The sequence below is a fragment of the Paractinoplanes durhamensis genome (assembly GCF_016862175.1).
Classification (GTDB): Bacteria; Actinomycetota; Actinomycetes; order Mycobacteriales; family Micromonosporaceae; genus Actinoplanes; species Actinoplanes durhamensis.
Genome location: NZ_BOML01000058.1, coordinates 25,457 through 43,953 on the forward strand (window position 1 = coordinate 25,457; position 18,497 = coordinate 43,953).

20 protein-coding genes are annotated in these 18,497 nt (G+C 70.6%); 8 read left to right on the top strand and 12 right to left on the bottom strand.

Annotated elements, in window-relative coordinates:
* Position 1 precedes the first annotated feature (1 nt).
* Together Adu01nite_RS35535 and Adu01nite_RS35540 are read left to right on the top strand one after the other, a co-directional pair.
* On the top strand, positions 2 to 1,258 hold the full coding sequence (locus tag Adu01nite_RS35535; RefSeq protein WP_203733692.1) for a family 4 glycosyl hydrolase: 1,257 nt from the start codon (positions 2 to 4) through the stop codon (positions 1,256 to 1,258).
* Complete coding sequence (locus Adu01nite_RS35540; protein WP_203733693.1) at positions 1,255 to 2,289, top strand: N-acetylglucosamine kinase; 1,035 nt, start codon at positions 1,255 to 1,257, stop codon at positions 2,287 to 2,289. The genes Adu01nite_RS35535 and Adu01nite_RS35540 overlap by 4 nt, the downstream gene beginning before the upstream one ends.
* Positions 2,290 to 2,380: 91 nt before the next feature.
* Here the strand turns inward: Adu01nite_RS35540 and Adu01nite_RS35545 are convergent, their stop codons facing one another.
* From Adu01nite_RS35545 to Adu01nite_RS35565, 5 genes are all read right to left on the bottom strand, one after another.
* Entirely contained in the window at positions 2,381 to 3,538 is a 1,158-nt protein-coding gene (locus Adu01nite_RS35545; RefSeq protein ID WP_203733694.1) for a tetratricopeptide repeat protein, read from the bottom strand.
* Positions 3,539 to 3,581: 43 nt separating this feature from the next.
* On the bottom strand, positions 3,582 to 3,968 hold the full coding sequence (locus Adu01nite_RS35550) for a PPOX class F420-dependent oxidoreductase (RefSeq protein WP_203733695.1): 387 nt from the start codon (positions 3,966 to 3,968) through the stop codon (positions 3,582 to 3,584).
* Between the two features lie 408 nt (positions 3,969 to 4,376).
* Positions 4,377 to 4,850 (bottom strand): 2-C-methyl-D-erythritol 2,4-cyclodiphosphate synthase, encoded by a 474-nt coding sequence (gene ispF / locus Adu01nite_RS35555; protein ID WP_203733696.1) that lies wholly within the window; start codon positions 4,848 to 4,850, stop codon positions 4,377 to 4,379.
* A gap of 4 nt (positions 4,851 to 4,854) precedes the next feature.
* Positions 4,855 to 5,559 carry a 2-C-methyl-D-erythritol 4-phosphate cytidylyltransferase gene (gene ispD, locus Adu01nite_RS35560; protein ID WP_203733697.1) on the bottom strand — a complete coding sequence of 235 codons (705 nt, stop codon included), beginning with the start codon at positions 5,557 to 5,559 and terminating at the stop codon, positions 4,855 to 4,857.
* Between the two features lie 40 nt (positions 5,560 to 5,599).
* The gene (locus Adu01nite_RS35565; RefSeq protein WP_030443670.1) at positions 5,600 to 6,085 is read right to left on the bottom strand and encodes a CarD family transcriptional regulator; all 486 of its coding nucleotides are present in this window, start codon (positions 6,083 to 6,085) and stop codon (positions 5,600 to 5,602) included.
* Between the two features lie 330 nt (positions 6,086 to 6,415).
* Between Adu01nite_RS35565 and Adu01nite_RS35570 the strand changes: the two genes are divergently transcribed.
* Positions 6,416 to 7,174 carry a hypothetical protein gene (locus tag Adu01nite_RS35570; protein WP_203733698.1) on the top strand — a complete coding sequence of 253 codons (759 nt, stop codon included), beginning with the start codon at positions 6,416 to 6,418 and terminating at the stop codon, positions 7,172 to 7,174.
* Between the two features lie 18 nt (positions 7,175 to 7,192).
* On the opposite strand, the gene Adu01nite_RS35575 is transcribed toward Adu01nite_RS35570, so the two are convergent.
* The 3 genes from Adu01nite_RS35575 to Adu01nite_RS35585 all read right to left on the bottom strand — a co-directional run bounded on the left by Adu01nite_RS35575 (position 7,193) and on the right by Adu01nite_RS35585 (position 9,533).
* Complete coding sequence (locus Adu01nite_RS35575) at positions 7,193 to 7,642, bottom strand: DUF6023 family protein (RefSeq protein ID WP_239132970.1); 450 nt, start codon at positions 7,640 to 7,642, stop codon at positions 7,193 to 7,195.
* Positions 7,642 to 8,706, bottom strand: a complete 1,065-nt coding sequence (locus tag Adu01nite_RS35580; RefSeq protein ID WP_203733700.1) for a type III polyketide synthase — start codon at positions 8,704 to 8,706, stop codon at positions 7,642 to 7,644. The genes Adu01nite_RS35575 and Adu01nite_RS35580 overlap by 1 nt, the downstream gene beginning before the upstream one ends.
* A 110-nt stretch (positions 8,707 to 8,816) precedes the next feature.
* The gene (locus Adu01nite_RS35585; RefSeq protein WP_203733701.1) at positions 8,817 to 9,533 is read right to left on the bottom strand and encodes a methyltransferase domain-containing protein; all 717 of its coding nucleotides are present in this window, start codon (positions 9,531 to 9,533) and stop codon (positions 8,817 to 8,819) included.
* Between the two features lie 46 nt (positions 9,534 to 9,579).
* Here Adu01nite_RS35585 and Adu01nite_RS35590 point away from each other — a divergent pair, with 46 nt between their 5' ends.
* From Adu01nite_RS35590 to disA, 4 genes are all read left to right on the top strand, one after another.
* Positions 9,580 to 10,530, top strand: coding sequence for a UbiA family prenyltransferase (locus Adu01nite_RS35590; RefSeq protein WP_203733702.1), 951 nt, complete (start codon positions 9,580 to 9,582; stop codon positions 10,528 to 10,530).
* A gap of 42 nt (positions 10,531 to 10,572) precedes the next feature.
* A complete protein-coding gene (locus Adu01nite_RS35595; protein ID WP_203733703.1) occupies positions 10,573 to 11,250 on the top strand; it encodes a hypothetical protein in 678 nt (225 codons plus the stop codon).
* 29 nt (positions 11,251 to 11,279) lie between these two features.
* Positions 11,280 to 12,689 (top strand): DNA repair protein RadA, encoded by a 1,410-nt coding sequence (gene radA, locus Adu01nite_RS35600; protein ID WP_203733704.1) that lies wholly within the window; start codon positions 11,280 to 11,282, stop codon positions 12,687 to 12,689.
* Between the two features lie 83 nt (positions 12,690 to 12,772).
* Positions 12,773 to 13,963 (top strand): DNA integrity scanning diadenylate cyclase DisA, encoded by a 1,191-nt coding sequence (gene disA / locus Adu01nite_RS35605; RefSeq protein ID WP_203733705.1) that lies wholly within the window; start codon positions 12,773 to 12,775, stop codon positions 13,961 to 13,963.
* A 516-nt stretch (positions 13,964 to 14,479) separates the two neighbouring features.
* On the opposite strand, the gene Adu01nite_RS35610 is transcribed toward disA, so the two are convergent.
* The 3 genes from Adu01nite_RS35610 to Adu01nite_RS35620 all read right to left on the bottom strand — a co-directional run bounded on the left by Adu01nite_RS35610 (position 14,480) and on the right by Adu01nite_RS35620 (position 16,344).
* Positions 14,480 to 15,235, bottom strand: coding sequence for an adhesin (locus Adu01nite_RS35610; protein ID WP_203733706.1), 756 nt, complete (start codon positions 15,233 to 15,235; stop codon positions 14,480 to 14,482).
* An 81-nt stretch (positions 15,236 to 15,316) separates the two neighbouring features.
* The gene (gene def / locus Adu01nite_RS35615) at positions 15,317 to 15,844 is read right to left on the bottom strand and encodes a peptide deformylase (protein ID WP_203733707.1); all 528 of its coding nucleotides are present in this window, start codon (positions 15,842 to 15,844) and stop codon (positions 15,317 to 15,319) included.
* Positions 15,841 to 16,344, bottom strand: coding sequence for a glycine cleavage system transcriptional repressor (locus Adu01nite_RS35620; RefSeq protein ID WP_203733708.1), 504 nt, complete (start codon positions 16,342 to 16,344; stop codon positions 15,841 to 15,843). Before Adu01nite_RS35620 ends, def begins: the two co-directional genes overlap by 4 nt.
* Positions 16,345 to 16,454: 110 nt before the next feature.
* Between Adu01nite_RS35620 and Adu01nite_RS35625 the strand changes: the two genes are divergently transcribed.
* Complete coding sequence (locus Adu01nite_RS35625) at positions 16,455 to 17,351, top strand: HhH-GPD family protein (protein WP_203733709.1); 897 nt, start codon at positions 16,455 to 16,457, stop codon at positions 17,349 to 17,351.
* On the opposite strand, the gene Adu01nite_RS35630 is transcribed toward Adu01nite_RS35625, so the two are convergent.
* Complete coding sequence (locus Adu01nite_RS35630) at positions 17,348 to 18,319, bottom strand: arabinan endo-1,5-alpha-L-arabinosidase (RefSeq protein WP_203733710.1); 972 nt, start codon at positions 18,317 to 18,319, stop codon at positions 17,348 to 17,350. The genes Adu01nite_RS35625 and Adu01nite_RS35630 overlap by 4 nt on opposite strands.
* Positions 18,320 to 18,497 lie beyond the last annotated feature (178 nt).

The window sequence follows — 18,497 nt, forward strand, 5'->3', positions numbered from 1 at the left end:
GGTGAAAATCGCAGTTATCGGGGGCGGGTCGACCTATACGCCGGAGCTGGTCGACGGCTTCGCGCGGCTCGGCTCGATGGTCGACGAGCTGGTCCTGATTGACCCTTTGCAGGATCGATTGGAGATCGTCGGCGCCTTCGCGGCCCGGATCTTCGCCGCTCAGGGACACCCCGGCAAGGTCACCTGGACGACCGATCTGGACGCCGGGGTCACCGACGCCGACGCCGCGGTGATCCAGCTGCGGGTCGGCGGCCAGCAGGCCCGGATCACCGACGAGACGTTCCCGCTCGAGTGCGGCTGCGTCGGCCAGGAGACGACCGGGGCCGGCGGCCTGGCCAAGGCGCTGCGCACGGTGCCGGTCGTGCTGGACGTGGCCGACCGGATCCGGCGGCGCGCCAAGCCCGGCGCATGGATCGTCGACTTCACCAACCCGGTCGGCATCGTCACCCGCGCCCTGCTCGACGCCGGCCACAAGGCGGTCGGCCTGTGCAACGTGGCGATCGGCTTCCAGCGCCGCTTCGCCGGCTACCTGGGCGTGGACCCGTCCGCGGTGACCTTGGACCACGTCGGCCTGAACCACCTGACCTGGGAGCGAGCAGCCTATGTGGACGGCGTCGACCGCCTCCCCGCCCTGCTTCAACAGCATTTATCCGAGATTTCGGACGAGGTGGACATCGCGCCATCGGTTCTCACGACGTTAGGCAACGTGCCCTCCTACTATTTGTCCTATTTCTACGGTCATGACAAGCATGTCCGGGAAGCAAAAGGGACACAGACCCGCGGACAACGGGTAGCCGAGATCGAGGCGATCCTCCTCGACATGTACCGCGACGTCACCCTCGTCGAAAAGCCGGCCCTCCTCGGCGAACGCGGCGGGGCCTACTACTCCGAGGCCGCCGTCGGCCTGATCGCTTCCCTGCACGGCCTGGACGACAACGCGGTCCATTCGGTCAACGTGCGCAACAACGGCACCCTGCCGTTCCTCCCGGCCGACGCGGTCATCGAGGTCTCGGCCCGAGCGGGCCTCGAAGGCCCGGCTCCGCTGCCGGTCACCCCGTTGCCGCCCGACCTGTCCGGCCTCATCACCCACGTCTGGGGGTACGAGGAACTCGCGCTCGACGCCGCCCTGCGCGGTGGCCGCCACCGCGTCTACCGTGCCCTGCTCGCCCACCCGCTGGTCGGCCAGCACGACTACGCGGACGCCCTGGCCGACAAGCTCATCGCGGCCGGCCGACAGCACCTCGCGTGGGCGTCATGAGAGCGCTCTATCTGGCGGTCGACGGCGGCAACTCCAAGACCGACGTGGTACTCGGCGACGCCGAGGGCCAGGTCCTGGGCTTCGTCCGGGGCGGAACGTCGTCCCCGCACAACATCGGCCTGCCCGGCACCATCGACGTGCTGGGCCGGCTGATCACTGCCGTCCGCACCGAGGCCGGCCTGCCGATCGGCACTCCGGTCGAGACCATCGCCGTCTACCTGGCCGGCGCCGACCTGCCGATCGAGGTGACCCGCCTGCACCAGGCGATCGCCGCCGAGGCCTGGGCCGGGCACACCATCGTGGACAACGACTGCTTCGCCCTGCTCCGGGCGGGCACCGCCACCCCCGACGCGGTAACGGTGGTGTGCGGCGCCGGCACGAACTGCGTAGGCCGCGCCGCCGACGGCCGCACCGCCCGCTTCCCCGCCCTCGGCCCGATCTCCGGCGATTGGGGCGGCGGTCACGACCTGGCCGACCACGCCCTGCGCGAGGCGGTCCGCGGCGAGGACGGCCGCGGCCGCCCGACCGCCCTGTCCCCCGCGGTGGCCGCCCACTTCGGCCGGCCCACGGTGGAGGCGGTGAGCATCGCCCTGCACCTGGGCGACCTCCCGATGGACCGCATCCGCGAGCTGTCGTTCCTGCTGTTCGAGGTGGCCGCGACCGGCGACGAGGTGGCCTCGGCCCTGATCGACCGCCAGGCCGAGGAGATCCTGGCCCAGCACCGGGTGGCCGCCGACCGCCTGTCCCTGCTGGATCGCCCGCACGCCCTGGTCCTCGGCGGCGGCATCCTGCGAGCCCGCCACCCGCAGCTGCACGATCAGGTGCTGGCCGGCGCCCACCGCCAGGCTCCCCTGGTCGAGGTCACCGTCCTGGGTACCCCACCGGTAACCGGAGCCGCCCTGCTGGCGTTGGATGCGATGGGCCACACGGCAGCCGAGCCCCGGCTGCGTGCGGCCCTGCACGACCGCACGCCCGTTCCCGCCGCGCTGGACCGCAACGCGACAGCGCTCGAAGACGCCGGGGCCGCATAACCTGCGCCCCGCGAACGATGGCGCCGGCCCGGAGGCCCACCCCTCCGAGCCGGCGCCTTCCCTATGTTCAGCGCCGGCCGGGCCGAAATTGTCAGCGTCGGGTCAGGATCAGCATGAACGACGCCGCCGCCAGCACCATCCCGGCGATCAGCGGAATGACCCCGCCGACCGCCGCATAGACCGGCAACAGCAGCGGAGCCGCAAAGCTCAGATAGGCGGCCGCCGCCAGCGGCCGATCCCCGGCCCGCAGCTGCGCAAGCGCCGGACCCAGCCGCCCCGGCACGATCCGATTGAGCCAGATGATCACCCCACCCAGGATGATCACCCCGATCAGTCCCGCCCACATCCGCGAGATGCCTTCGCTGACCAGCATCATCCCGCCCGCGACAACGGCCGCGACGAGCGTGCTCTGCGCACCCACCTGCGCCCCGCGCCGAACCGCGTCGGCCACGTCCGACGACAGGTCGAGCACCGGCTTACGCGGCTTGCTGACCGCGGGCTGCCCGGTCCAGCTGGCCGAGGTGTGCTCCGGCGGTTGGTCCTGATCGGGCCGATCGGGCGCCGGATAGGGCCGCGGGAAGGGAGTCGGGTAGGGCGAGTCGTCATCCGACGGAACCGGCAGGCTGGCGTCATCCGCCAGTTCTTCGAGGGCGAGCGCCCACCGCCGCCGCTCGAACCGGACGATCCCGACGTCGTTCTGCGCTTCCCCGATCGCCGGATCAAGATCAAGCGCTTCGGCGTAGGCACGCTGCGCGAGATCGAAGAGCCGCAGCCGAGCGGCGACAACGGCCAGCACGAGGTGGGCCTCGGCCTCGGCCGGCGCGACCCGGACCCCGTTCCAGGCGGCATTGAGCGCCTCTTGCCCATTGCGCGACTCACTGAGCAGCGCCGCCCCGGTCCGCTGCGCATAGGCATCGGCCGGCCACCGCCGGAGAATGTCGGAGGCCACCCGGGCAGCCTCGCCATAACGCCGCGAGTCGCTGAGCGCCATCGCCCGCACCACCAGCGTGACCAGCGCGTCCGGCGCCGCGGCGACGGCCCGCTCGGCCGCCGACAGCGCCTCCGCGGGTTGCTCCGCAGCAAGATGAATCCGAGCAAGAGTGGCCAGCAGAGTGGCCTCACCGGGCGCCGAGCTCAACCCGGACGCGATCTCGTCCGCGGCTTCGTCATAGCGCCCGAGATCAGCGAGCAGCAAGGCCCGCTGCCGGTACTCCTCCGGCGTGGTCTCAGGATCCAGGGGAGCACCCACGCGTCGAGCGTAGGCGCTGCCCGCACGCATCGCGGCCCGGGGTCTACCGCGAGATCACCCGCGAAGGCGTAACCCGGCACACGACCCGCACCGCATCAGGCGTAGGTGTCCAGGCTTTCCCGTCATACTTCCGGCTCAACTCGTCGATGAGCGCGTCCCCACCCGCTTCATCAAGCCCCACGGTCCCCTCAACGGTGAAGTAGACATAAGGGTTGGCCGGGTCATAAGCACACAGCGAAACCCGCGGATCCCGCTCCATGTTCCGAGTCTTGACCCGCCCCCGAATAGTCGAGAACAAAAGATCGTCCCCGTCCCGCTTGACCCAAACAACGGTCGACTGAACACTCCCATCCCCATTGACCGTGCTCAACACGACAAACGTGTTCCCATCAACAAGCCGCCGCACCGTCTCCGGCAATCCCACACTCATCCCGAGATCATCCCCCACCCCAACCCGAAGACCGACAACCCTTTTTAAGTACGCTCGACCAACACTCCCCGCCCGCTCAGGGCGACCACCGTCGTCGGTCCAAGCCGTTGCGCCCGCACGGCCACCCTGCACCCCAAAGCGGCTGCGCAGCCAAAGGCTCCCGCCTTCGGCGTGCTGCCCACCCGCTACGCCGCAGGTCACGACCGCAGGGCCCGAACCTCGCCCACTCGCTGCGACCGCGACGGCCGGAGCGCGACGGTGGCTTCAAGCGCGAGAGGCAGGCGCGGGTCGATCCTCGATCGCGCCTGGCCAGTCAACGCGGATCCCCGCCGGCACCTCAGCAGCGTGGCCGCCCGAATTCGCCGACACCCGCTGCCGGCCTGCGGCTGCGCTCGTTCGATGCCCGCGTCAGGGAGCTGTGACCAGGGCGACCGCCATCGCGGCGAGGCCCTCGCCCCGGCCGGTCAGGCCGAGGCCGTCGGTGGTGGTGCCGGAGACGGTGACCGGGGCGCCGACCGCGGCGGAGAGGACCTGCTGGGCCTCCGCGCGGCGGGTGCCGATCTTCGGGTGGTTGCCGATCACCTGGACCGAGACGTTGACCACCTCGAACGACGCGGCCCGCAGGATGCGCACGGTCTCGGTCAGCAGAGCGACCCCGGAAGCGCCGGCCCACTCGGGCCGGCTGGTGCCGAAGTTGCTGCCCAGGTCGCCGAGCCCGGCCGCGCTGAAGAGCGCGTCGCAGGCGGCGTGCGCGGCCACGTCGGCGTCGGAGTGCCCGTCCAGCCCGACCTCATCGGGCCACAACAGCCCGGCCACCCAGCACGGCTGCCCCGGCGCGAACGCGTGCACATCGGTGCCGATGCCGACCCGCTGATTGATCACCCGATCACGATACGTGCAGCAACGCCTCGGCCAGGATCAGGTCCATCGGCCGCGTGATCTTCATGGCGAGCTCGGAGCCGGGAACGCAGGCGACCGGCAGCCCCGCCTTCTCGACCAGCCCCGCGTCATCGGTGAGTGGATCGGCCGCGGCCGCATGCGCGGCCACCAGCACGTCATACCGAAACCCCTGCGGCGTCTGCACACTCCGCAACACGGCCCGGTCAACGGTCCCGAGCACGACTTCAAGCTCGGCCCGCCCGGGCCGGACCTCCTTGATCGTGTCGACCACCGGCAGGACCGGGATCACCGCGGGGTGCCCGGCGCGAACGGCGGCGGCCACCGACTCGATCAGCTCCGGCGGGGTGAGAGCGCGGGCCGCGTCGTGCACCAGCACGATGCCGACCCCGGCCGGCACGGCCGCCAGGGCGAGCGAGACAGATTCTTGGCGCTCGGCCCCACCGGCCACCACCGTCACCGGCGCGACGGGAGCGAGCAACTCCCGAACGGCCGAAACCTCGGCGGCCGGAGCGGCAACGACGATCGCCCGCACCGAGGGAGCGGCGGCGACCCGCCGGATCGCGTGCACCAGCAGCGGCTCGCCGGCCAGCAGACGCAGCGCCTTCGGCCCACCCGGGCCGAGCCGAAGCCCCGCACCCGCAGCCGGAACAAGGACCGCGACGTCACCCCGAGCATTAAGCTGCGCGGTCACGTCGCGGTCCTGTGCAGAGATTCTGTTGTTGAGGCGCTGATCAGGCCTCGGTAAGGACCTTGTCGAGGAGAACCTCGGCCTCGTCCTTGGTGCTCTTCTCCGCGAGAGCAACCTCGCCGACCAGAATGTCGCGGGCCTTGGCGAGCATGCGCTTCTCTCCGGCCGAGAGACCGCGCTCGCGCTCGCGACGCCAGAGGTCACGAACAACCTCGGCAACCTTGAGGGGGTTACCCGAAGCCAGCTTCTCGAGATTGGCCTTGTAACGCCGCGACCAGTTGGTCGGCTCCTCGGTGTGCGGAGCGCGGAGGACGTCGAAGACCTTCCCCAGGCCTTCCTCGCCAACCACTTCGCGCACGCCGACGATTTCGGCGTTCTCAGCGGGCACCCGAACGGTCAGATCACCTTGGGCGACCCGCAGAACGAGATACTGCTTTTCCTCGCCCTTGATGACCCGAGTCTCGATTGCCTCGATGAGTGCGGCCCCGTGGTGGGGGTAAACAACGGTCTCGCCGACACTGAAAACCATAGGTTCGAAGCCCCTTTCGCTGTGTCTAGGGTAACACGCTCAGGCAGCTATGTCCCGCCCTGCCGGTGACTGTTAGTGCAGCTCAGGGGCCTTGTGACGGGCCTTTCTACGGCTTGACAGAAGCGTCGCGAGCTGCCTCAGTAACGCTATGTGACGAAACCGTGACCGCAATGCCCAGCGAGTCGGATATTTCGCACCTACGGCGTTTGTGAGGTCAAGCTTATCGCTAAGGTCCGGAAGCGCGCACTACTGGCGGTCGGGCCGTGCTTAAGGGAGGCTGGACGATAGGTCCCCGACCGAAGAAACGCAGGCCAGGGGGGAGGGTGAGGCATGGCTGGTCCGAGCGACAACGGCGGATGGTCGTCAGACGGCAGTTCGCCCGAAGACCTGCCCGACTTCCCTGAGGAGTGGGGCGTGATCGTCATTCCCGACGATCTGTCCGAGCTCTCCGACGAGGTCGAGGCCGTCCGCGCCGAGCTGCGTGAGGCCAAGACCCAGTCCCACTTCGCCGACCACCCGCTCCTGCGCGCCCTCCGCAAGATCGCCAACGGCGCGGTCCGCGCCCCGGTGCTGATCATCTCGATGGCGGTGCTGGTCACCGTCGCCAGCCTGTTCGCCTCGGCCTGGCCCGGCCCGGCCCGGCAGCCGGCCACCCAGCGCACCGCGAGCACCACCACGACCCGCCCTACCGCGCTGCCCGCCCTCGAGCTGGTCAACGCGGACGGCCAGGCCGTTTCGCTGCGCCAGGAGCTGCCCGCGGTCATCCTGCTGATCGACGGCTGCGACTGCGCCGCCCTGGTGGCCGACACCATCGACGCGGTCCGCCCGGAGATCGCCGTGATCACCGTCTCCGGCATGTTCACCGCCTCGGCCGGCACGATCCCGCCCACCGGCGCCACCCCGCAGGCCCAGGGCAAGGCCGTGCGGGTCCTGCACGACCCGTCCGGCAACGTGCGCGAGCAGCTCAAGCTCGCCGCCCCCGACGGCACCGCGGCGGCCCTGCTGGTCAGCCGCGGCGGCGAGATCATCCGCACCGACGCCCGCACCGCCTCGGTCGAGACGTTCCGCCCCGACCTGGCCCGCCTCTAGCTGGGCTGGCGAAGCCCTCTAGCTGGGCTGCAGGAGCAGCGAGTAGCGGAAGATGACCGGCCCCACGTCGTTCACCGAGACGTTCATCCGCAGCGTCCCGGCCGTGCCGACGGTGAAGTTGTCCAGCTCGCCGCCGCAGTTCACGCCGCGTCCCGAGTCGGTGCCCGCCTCGCCGAGGCTCACCCGCACCTGACTCCCCGTCCCGCCGACACAGACCACCGTGACCAGGTATTCCCCGGTGTCGACCGCGGTCTCCATCTGGCGTTCGGCACCGGCCGCCATCGGCACCGTGTCGGCCGTGCTCTGGTCGTCGGCGGCCGGCAGGAGGCGCTGGGCCTCGGCGCGCCACCGCTCGATCCGCGGGTCGACCTCGTTCCGCGGCGCGGCCCGGAACCACCACACCCCGCCGCCGGCGAGCAGCAGCGCCGCACACGCGTACAGCACCACTCCGCGCACCCGGTCGCTCATCACGCAGTGACTGTAGAGGCCTCGAGCAGCGTCCCGTACAGGGTGAGGCCCGGCCCGAAGGCCAGCATCAGGATGCGGCGCGGCGGCGACGGCCGCCGGCGCAGGGCGTCGAGCACCAGCAGCACGGTGGGTGAGGAGCAGTTTCCGTACGCGGCGAGCACCGCCCGGGACGGTGCCAGCGCGTCCTCGTCCAGGCCGAGCTGCTCGCCGACCACGTCGAGAATCTTGGGGCCGCCCGGATGCACGGCCCAGCCGTCCACGTCGCCGATGGTCAGGCCGTGCCGGGCCAGCAGGTCCTCGACCAGACCGCGGACGTGCACGGCGAGCACGTCCGGCACCTTCGGCGACAACCCCATCCGGAAGCCACGGTCGGTGACCTCCCAGGTCATGTAGTCGGCGGTCGAGCTGTCGGTGACCGCAGCGACGGCACGGACGGCGTACCCGGAAACGTCGCCCGGCCGGACCACGACGGCTGCCGCCGCGTCGCTGAAGAGCGCATGCGAGACGATCTGCTGCACGTCCGCCCGCACCGCGGGCGGCTGCAGATGCAGGCTGGTGAGTTCGGCGCAGAGCAGCACCGCCGGCCGGCCCCGCGCCACCACGAAGTCGGCGGCGGTGCCCAGGCTGGGCAGCGCGGCGTAGCAGCCCATGTGGCCGACGAACAGCCGCTGCACGTCCGGCGCCATGCCCAGGTCGCGGGCGAGCAGGATGTCCAGGCCGGGGGTGGCGTAGCCGGTGCACGAGCAGACCGCGAACAGGCCCACCTGATCTGCGGAAAGCCCCGCGTCGGTGATCGCCCGGGTCACCGCCTCCTTGCCGAGCGGGATGGCTTCGGCCTGGTAGCGACGCATCCGGCGCTCGGTGGACCAGTCGGCGACGTCCTCCAGCATCGGGCTGACCGCGGCGTGCCGGGTGTACACCCCGGCGTTGTCGAAGATCCGTTTGGCGAGGGCGCGGCGGGGACCTGCGTACTGGAATTGGAAGTAGCCCTCCCAGACGTCGTGCTGTTCCACCCGGGGTGGCAGTGCGATGCCGAACCCCGCGATGATCGCGTTGCGCTCCACGTCGTCCTCTCCTGTTACCAGCGTGGGGCGAACCCCTCCGAGTCGGGATCACCGCCGAGCGCCTCGACGCCCAGCCGTTTTGGCGCCATCCGCCCGAACAGACCGGTCTGTCATGAGCGCTCCCGGTCCTTGCGGCCGGTGCCCTGGTAGAGCACCGCGGTCAGCCCGGTCGGCACGATCCGCCCGCGGGTCGGTCGCCCGCGCAGCAGCCGCCACCGCAGCAGGCCGCCCAGCGTCGGCCGGGCGCCGCGCACGTCGAGGCGGACCCCGTGGCGGGCGAACTCGGCGATCAGCCGGCGCGGGCGCACGAACAGTGACGCATCGTGAATCCCCGGCGGGGCGAAGCCCAGCCGCTCACCCGCGGTGACCGTGATGAAGCGACTCAGCGCGTTGTCGTTGACCGTGTCGATCACCACGAGCCCGCCCGGGCGCAGCACCCGGGACAGCTCGGCGACCGTGCCGGGCAGATCGGTGACGTGCTCGAGGATCTCGCCGGCCGCCACCACGTCGGCCACACCGGAGGCCAGCGGCAGCGCCGCCACGTCGCCGTTGACCGGCTCCACGCCGCGCTGGGCGGCCAGTCGCAGGCCGGTCCGGCCGAGATCGACACCGACGTGCCGGTAGCCCTTGCCGGCCACGTGCGGGGCCATCAGCCCGCCGCCGCAGCCGGCGTCGACCAGCACCGCGCCGGGCCGGGCGGCCGGCGGGATCAGCGCGGCCCGGGCCTCGGCGAGCCAGTGCAGCATTTCGAACCCGCCGCCCGGGTGCCACCACTGGTCGGCGAGGTCGTCGTACTGTCGCGGATCGTTACGAGAGATCGACCGCATGTGATCGAGCCTGGCACGCATCCGGCACAACCACCACACTGGCCGCATGAACCGCGCCCTCGCCCTGATCAAGGCGTCGCATCCGGAGCCGGGTGGCGCGGTCACCGTCGCGATGACGCTGCTGGCGGTCGGCGCGGGTCACCGTGGGTGGGCGATCGCCGGGATCTTCCTGGCGGTGGGGGCCACCCAGCTCTCGGTGGGCTGGGTCAACGACTGGCTCGACGCGCCGCGCGACCGGGTCGCCGGGCGCGGGGACAAGCCGATCGCGGCGGGGGCGATCTCCCGGCGTACGGTCGGCGTCGCCGGACTGATCGCCTCGCTCGCCGTTCCCGTCCTGGCCTTGCCGTTCGGCCCCGGGCCGACGCTGCTTCTCTCCGTCGCCGCCGTGTTCGCCCTGCTCTACGACTGGCCGCTGAAGTCCACGGTGTTCTCGGTCGTGCCGTACCTGGTGGCGTTCGGGCTGCTCCCGGCGTTCGTGATCGTCGCGTTGCCCGGTCATCCGGCGCCCCCGGCCTGGCTGGTGGCGGCGGGCGCGCTGCTCGGCGGCGGCGCCCACTTCGCGAACGTGCTGCCCGACCTGGACGACGACGCGGCCACCGGCATCCATGGCCTGCCGCACCGCCTGGGCGCCGCCGGCTCCGCCGCGGCCGCAGCGTTTCTCCTGCTCAGCGCGACTCTCACGCTGGTTTTCGGACCGGCCGGGCCACCGTCGTGGGCAGGCTGGTCGGCCGCCGCGGCGGCCGTCGTGGTCCTGCCGCTCGGTTGGTACGGCATGAAGCGCGGCACGGGACGCCGGACAGCCATGTTCCGCGCGGTGATCGTGGTGGCCCTGATCGACGTCCTTTTGCTGATCAGTAGTCAGGCTTCTTCACGACCGACCTTGACCACCGGCTCTCCGCAGGCTGACCGCGTGATCTCCACCGTCGTGAAGAAGCCTGAGTTGGCCTGGTGGTGTGAATGGACGGGTCGGCGCACGAGCCGGATCTCGGACCGATAGCCTGAGCTTCACGCCATTGGTGTCATTACTTGGAGGATCGTGATGCGCTCGCTGGGAACCCGCCGCGTCGCTCAGGCCGCGGGTGCCGCGATGGTCGCCGTGATCGCCCTGGCCGGCTGCTCGGCCGGCCAAGTCGCCGAGACCGCCATCCTGAAGGCGCCCGTCGCCGGCCTCAACACCCAGAGCCCCGACGGCGGCCTGCTCGTCCGCAACCTCCAGGTGATCTACAACGGCGTCGACGGCTACGCGGCGGGCGATGACGCGCCGATCGAGCTGAGCCTGGTCAACCAGACCCAGCAGGCGATCACGGTGCTGATCAGCAGCAGCCCGCAGCAGGACGCCGGCGAGAGCACCGTCTCGGCCCAGCAGGTCGGCGTGAGCGGCGGCGCCTCGGCCACGCCGAGTGCCGCCCCCGAGCCGAGCCTGCCGTCCGCGGACGCCTCGGGCACCCCGTCGGCGCCGGCCACCCCGACCAAGGCCCCGCTGCAGGCGGCCCGCTTCACGATCGAGCCGCTGAGCAGCGTGCGCTTCCTGCCCGGTGACAAGGAGTCGCTGGTCGCGTCGGGCCTGAGCGGCGAGCTTCGCCCCGGCTTCGCGCTGGCCCTCACCATCCAGGTGAGCACCAGCAGCCAGCCGCTGCAGGTGACCGCGCCGTTCGGCATCCCGACCTCGCCGGCCTCGCGCGCGCCCGGCATCGAGAATGAGAACAGCGAAGAGTAATTGTCATACCCTCCGGCTAGCTTGACCGGGTGACCACCTCCCGCGCGACCGCCAAGGCTGCCCGCCCCAGCTACGTCTGCGACGCTTGCGGGCACCAGCCGCCGAAATGGCTCGGCCGGTGCCCCGAGTGCAACGAGTGGGGCTCGGTGATCGAGTCCACGGTGACCACCCCGCTCGGCGCCGGCCGGGTGGTCAGTTCCCGCATGCCGGCCGAGCCGGCCCGCCCGATCGCCACGATCAGCGCGGCCCCCGCCAAGGCGGTGCCGACCAACGTCAGCGAGCTCGACCGGGTGCTGGGCGGCGGTCTCGTCCCCGGCGCGGTGGTCCTGCTGGCCGGCGAGCCCGGTGTGGGTAAGTCCACACTGCTGCTCGACGTGGCCCAGCAGTGGGCGGCCGGAGCCGGCTCACCGTCGCTGGTGGTCAGCGGTGAGGAGTCGGTGAGTCAGGTGCGCCTGCGCGCCGAGCGGCTCGGCGCCCTGCACGACAAGCTCTACCTGGCGTCGGAGAGCGACCTGGGCGCGGTGCTCGGCCACCTCGACTCGGTGAAGCCCGGCCTGCTCATCCTCGACTCGGTGCAGACCATCTCGGCCCCCGGCACCGAGGGCGTCCCCGGCGGCGTCACTCAGGTCCGCGCGGTCACCGCCGCCCTGGTCGGGGTGGCCAAGGAGCGCGGCATCGCCACCGTCCTGGTCGGCCACGTCACCAAGGACGGCCAGGTCGCCGGCCCGCGTGTGCTCGAGCACCTGGTCGACGTGGTCCTGCACTTCGAGGGCGACAAGCACTCGTCGCTGCGCCTGGTCCGCGGCGTGAAAAACCGCTACGGCGCCGCCGACGAGGTGGGCTGCTTCGAGATGCACGAGGGCGGCATCACCAGCCTCGCCGACCCGTCCGGCCTGTTCCTCACCCGCTACCAGGAGCCCGTCCCCGGCACCTGCGTCACGGTCGCCATGGAGGGCCGGCGCGCCCTGGTGACGGAGGTGCAGGCCCTGATCGGCGCCGAGGTGCAGGGCTCACCGAGGCGCACGGTGTCCGGGCTGGACAGCGCCCGCCTGGCCATGGTCCTGGCCGTCCTGGAGCGGCGCACCAAACAGCTGAAGCTCTACAACCGCGAGGTCTTCGCGGCCACGGTCGGCGGCATCCGCCTGACCGAGCCGTCCGCCGACCTGGCGATGGCCCTGGCGGTGGCTTCCGGCGGCCTCGACCTGGCGATGGCCCCGCACCTGGTGGCGATCGGCGAGGTCGGCCTGACCGGTGAGATCCGCCGGGTCGGCGCGATCGGCCGCCGCCTGGCCGAGGCGGCCCGGCTGGGCTTCCGCGAGGCCCTGATCCCACCCGGCTCGACCGGCGCCGACGGCAACACCCCCAAGGGCATGCGGGTCACCGAGGTGTCCGACCTTCGCTCCGCATTACAGGCCGCAGCACGGGCGTCGGCAGGATGACCGAGAGTGACGTTTCATCACGCTACGGAGCATTCATCGAACCACGGCTCGTTGGCCTGGATGACAGTCCGTAGAATGTACAGGTGCCGCTCGACCGCGATGCTTCCAAGCCCGCCGCCAACCAGACGCCCCGACCGGGCGTCAACGGTTCGGCGCACCGTGCCGCGTCGACAGCCTCTTCCGCCCCCGGTCTCACCGGCGGCGGCGTGAGCGCCGACCCGCTACGCGCCAACTTGGCGCTGATGGCCCCGGGCACCGCCCTGAGAGACGGCCTGGAGCGCATCCTCCGAGGCCGCACCGGCGCCCTGATCGTGCTGGGCCACGACGCCGTGGTGGAGAGCATCTGCACCGGCGGTTTCCCGCTGGACGTGGAGTTCTCCGCAACACGCCTGCGTGAGCTGTGCAAGATGGACGGCGCGGTGGTCATGAGCAGCGACGGCACCCGCATAGTCCGAGCCGCCGTCCACCTGATGCCAGACCCCGGCATCCCGTCGGAGGAATCCGGCACCAGACACCGCACCGCCGAACGCGTGGCCAAACAGTCCGGCTTCCCGGTGATCTCGGTAAGCCAGTCGATGCGCATCATCGGCCTGTACGTGAACGGCCAGCGCCACGTCCTGGACGACTCGGCCGCCATCCTCTCCCGGGCAAACCAGGCGCTGGCAACGCTGGAGCGCTACAAGCTGAGGCTGGACGAGGTCTCCGGCACCCTGTCAGCCTTGGAGATCGAAGACCTGGTAACTGTGCGTGACGCCGTGGCGGTGGTCCAGCGCCTGGAAATGGTCCGCCGAATCGCCGACGAAATCTCCGGCTACGTGGTCGAGCTGGGCACCGACGGCCGCCTGCTGGCCCTACAACTGGACGAGCTGATGGCCGGCGTGGACGCCGACCGCACCTTGGTGATCCGCGACTACTTGCCAACGGGCCGAAAGGCCCGAACGCTGGACGAGGCTTTGGTGGAGCTGGACCTGCTGTCCGCCACCGAGATGATCGACCTGGTAGCGGTAGCAAAGGCCATCGGCTACCCCGGCGCATCAGACGCCTTGGACGCAGCGGTCTCCCCACGAGGCTTCCGCCTGCTGGCCAAGGTCCCCCGCTTGCCATCCCAGATCGTAGACCGCCTGGTAGACCACTTCGGCAGCCTCCAGCGCCTGCTGGGCGCCACGGTAGAGGACCTGCAGGCGGTAGACGGCGTAGGAGACGCAAGGGCAAGAGGAGTACGAGAGGGCTTGTCCCGCCTGGCCGAGGCCTCAATCCTCGAACGCTACGTATAGCCCACCCACCCACGCCCCACCCGCCGACCAACAGGCTCCGGAGCGGCGGGCCTGAAGCGGCGGGCCTGAAGCGGCGGCCCCGGAGCGGTAGGCCCGGACCGGTGGGCCCGGACCGGTGGGCCCGGGTTTACGGGCTCAGCCAGCCCCGCTTTTGGCTTGGGTGATCTCCTTGCGGCGGCACAAAAGCCAAATCACGCCGGTGGTCGGCGCGCAAGCGGGGTGTGCTTGCGTGTCGGCCGCCGGCGTGATCGCCTCATGTGCCGCCGCAAGGAGATCACCCAAGCCCCGCCCCGAACCAAAGCCCAACCCCAAGCAAACCCGAAGCCACCCCGCCAGAGAGATCTCCGCAGCGCGTGGCCGGGGTATGGGGCAGAGCCCCAAAGGCGAAGCGAACATCCCCATTCGCAAAGCCGGTGAGCGACGCCGAGGCCCGCGAAGGTCGGAGACCCAGAGCCCGGAGGCAGGGCTCAGAGGCCGGAGGTCAGAGGCCCGGGGTCAAGGGTCGAAGGCAGGGGGTCAGGGCTGGATGGTCAGGGTGATCGGCTCGCTGCGCAACGTCCCAAGCCGCGCCCGCAACTCAAACTTCCCCTGAGGCGGCGTAGGCCCGGCCGGAGCGTTCCCCGAGCAGGTGTTGGACTGCCGCCCATTCCAGCTGACCGCATAGGTGCGAGCCTCACCCGGAGCAAACTGCCGAACATCGCTGCCCTTGGCGGTGCTGCACTTGTCAGACGACCAATACTGGAAAGCGGCCTGGTCGATATAAAGCTCCTGCGGCCCAGCCCCGACATCCCGACTGCAGGTCCGGGTCCCGGTGTTCTTCACCGTAAGGCTGAGCTCAACGGTAGAACCACGCTTGAAGGTGGTCGGATTAGAGCTGGGCACGACCTGCATCTCGGTGTCAGCACAAGAGCCGTCCGCCGGCGCGGTGACATTGGTGTTCTGCCCAGTCCCGGTGCCGGAATCAGTCGAAGAAGAATCGCCATCATTGCCCGGGGTCTTCGACTCGAGGTCGCCCAACGCGGGCAGAGAAGGCCCATTCCCCCCAGGCACACCGTCCAGGAAGGACGGCTCAGGCGACGCGGAGTCAGAAGCCGGAGCCGGGGTGGGTAGCTGCGAGGACGGCGACGACGCGCCCTTACCGCGCTGGTCGTCCTTGTCGCCGCCGGAGCAGGAAACGAACAGCACGATGATGCCGAGCAGCACTGCCCCCAGCACGACCGCACGACGCCGCCAGTAGACGGCGGGAGGGAGGGAACCAACCGTCGTTCGCATGATGGGGCCACCGTAAACCCGTCAGGCCGGTGGTATGGGCGCGACGCGCCGGGTATGCGACACGTACTCGGATAACGCTCGTTAGAGATAGACCTTGCGCTGATAAATCGCGTGTGCTCCGGCGACCCGATCGAGGAAAAGCTTGCCGGCGCAGTGGTCGATCTCGTGTTGCAGGGCGCGGGCTTCGAAGCCGTCGGTGGTGATCGTGACGGCCTCGCCGCTGCCAGGCAGGACGGCCGAGACGACGATCCGGCCGGCCCGTTTCACGTCCCCGGTGAGATCAGGGACGGACATGCAGCCTTCCCGGCCGGCCTTCCAGCGCGATGCCTCGATGATCTTGGCATTGCACAGCGCGAACGCCCCGTGGGTGGTGACCGCCTTGGGGTGGCCGACAACATTGACGCAGAAGATCTGAGTGCCGATGCCGACCTGCGGGGCGGCCAGCCCGACGCAGCCCGGCGAGATCTTCATGGTGGCGATCAGGTCAGCGGCGAGCTGGATGACCGCGGGGTCTATCGGGTCGACTTCGTCACCGACGGTGCTGAGGACCGAGGCCGGGGCGGTGATGACCGGAAGGATCTTCCCCTCCGGCAATTCCGGAGAAATCACAGGATCTCCGACTCGGCGCGGCGCAGAGTCACCTCGACGCCCAACTCGGAGGCGGCCACCGCCAGATGCTGGGCCAGCTCCTCACCGGCACCGACCGGCAGGTCGGCCTCGGCGATGAGGACATAGAGGCTGCCGACCAGCCGGGTGCTCAGGTCGGTGATGTTGCCGCCGGCCCCGGCCACTTCCCGGGTCACGGCCGCGACGATGCCGAGGCGGTCGGCGCCGTGCACGCTCACCACCCATGCCTCGCCGTCATCGCCGGGCGAGGCCTCGGGCTCGACCTGGCGCACCGCCGTGGTCACCCCGGCCAGTGCCTCGAGGGCCTTCTCGGCCTCGGGCGCGGTGGGCCCGGTGCAGATCAGGGTCATCGCGAAGTGGCCGCGGAGGCGGGTCATCGTCGAGTCGGTCAGGTTGGCGCCGACTTCGGCGAGCGCCTCGGCCACGTCGGCGACGATGCCGGTCCGGTCCGGGCCGATGACGGTGATGGCAAGCTCATGCACCCGCCTACGATATGTCCTGCCATGACCGCCTGCACCGAGCGGCACGCAGCCGCACCGAACGACGGCATCGCAGGCGAGGGCCAGAAGGGCATGGCTAAAGTGGCACTGCCATGACACTTGCCGACGACGCCATCACGTGGTTCGACCGGAATGCCCGCGATCTTCCCTGGCGACAGCCGGACACGAGCGCCTGGGGCGTGCTGGTCAGCGAGGTGATGCTGCAGCAGACCCCGGTGGTCCGGGTGGAGCCCGCGTGGCGCTCCTGGATGACCCGCTGGCCCACCCCCGCCGACCTGGCCGCCGATCCGCCGTCGGAGGCGATCCGGATGTGGGGGCGGCTCGGCTACCCCCGCCGGGCGATGCGCCTGCACGCCTGCGCGGTCGCGATGGTGGAGCGGCACGGCGGCGACGTGCCGTCCGACCTCGACCAGCTGCTGGCGCTGCCGGGTGTGGGGACGTACACCGGGCGGGCGGTCGCGACGTTCGCGTACGGGCAGCGACACCCGGTGGTCGACACGAACGTGCGGCGCGTGGTGTCGCGGGCGGTGGAGGGCAAGCCGGACGCGGGGCCGGCGACGACCGCAGCCGACCTGGTCGCGATGGAGGAGCTCCTGCCGCTCGACCGGGCGCGGGCCGCGAAGGCCAGCATCGCGTTCATGGAGCTGGGGGCGATCGTCTGCACGGCGCGGGCGCCGCGCTGTCCGCTGTGCCCGTTCGAGGCGGTCTGCGCGTGGCGGGCCACCGGCGCGGAACTGCCGGCCGGGCCGAGCCGCAAGCCGCAGCGCTACGCGGGCACCGACCGGCAGGTGCGCGGCCTCCTGCTGGAGGTGCTGCGGCACGCCAGCGGCCCGGTGCCGCGCCAGCGCCTCGACGTGGTGTGGCAGGACGAGGTGCAGCGGGCCCGGGCCCTGGCGGGCCTGGTGGAGGACGGCCTGGTCGAGCCGCTGGGCGTCGACGACTTCGTGCTCGCCGGCGACGCCCGAGGGCCACAACCCCAAAGCCTCTAATAGACGTACGGCCAGCCGCTCGAGTCGTAGCCGAGCAGGTTGATGCCGAGCCGGGCGGCGCCGTTGTCGGCGTAGTAGTGGTAGACGAGCACGTCCGCGTCCGAGTCGGTGAAGACCGACTGCCCGCCGGGGCCGTGATAGCTGCCGTGCCCGGCCAGGATCTCGGTGCCGCCGCTGCTGGTCATCGCCGTGCCGTTCTTGTCGACGAACGGCCCGTTCACGCTGGTGGAGCGGCCCACCATGATCCGGTAGGTGCTGGCCGCACCCTGGCAGCACGTGTCGAAGGAGACGAACAGGTAGTAGTACGACCCGTGCCGGAACAGGAACGGCGCCTCGATCGCGCCGCCGCCCCGGCCGGCCAGCGAGCGGATGGTGGTGTTGAGCCGCAGGCCGGTGGACGCGTTGAGCTGCACCTGCTTGATCCCGGTCCAGAACGAGCCGAGGCTGAGCCACCAGTTGCCGGACGGGTCGACGTAGAGGTTCGGGTCGATCGCGTTGAAGTTGTCGCTGGTCTTCGACTCGATGACCAGGCCCTGGTTGGTCCAGCTGCCGGACGCGCCGGTGGTGCTGGTGGCCAGGAAGATCGCCGAGTGGTTCGACCCGAACGTGGACGCTGAGTAGTACATCCAGTACTTCCCATTACGGTACGAAATATCGGGCGCCCACAGGTTCGCGCTGCCCCCGGTGTAGGACGTCGTCCAGGATGCCCCGCTCGGGAAGGCCACCCCGGCGTCCTTGAACGCGGTGCGGTCGGTCGATGTCTTCAGCACGATGTTGTTGCCGGTGTGCGCGATCAGGTACGTACCGTCCGGCTTCTTCACTATGCCGGGGTCGTGGACGTTGATGCTGCCGGTGACCACGCCGGGGTTGGGGTAGGTGGCCGCCTCGGCGGCGCCCACCCCGACCGCCGTGCCGCCCGCCACCACCAGGGCGGTAAGTGCGGTGAGCACCTTCTTCTTGATCGCCATAAGACTCGCCTTTCGCCGCTGACATTTCCGGGGTGTTACGGCTAGAGTGAACGTTCACATAGATGAACGTCAAGCGCTTGGCGAGGGCTTAAGGCGCCTTTTATATGCATAAATTTGCACAGGGTGCACGGCGGCTCGCTCCCCCAACGAGCCGAGCGATGTTGGCGTGAACATGGAC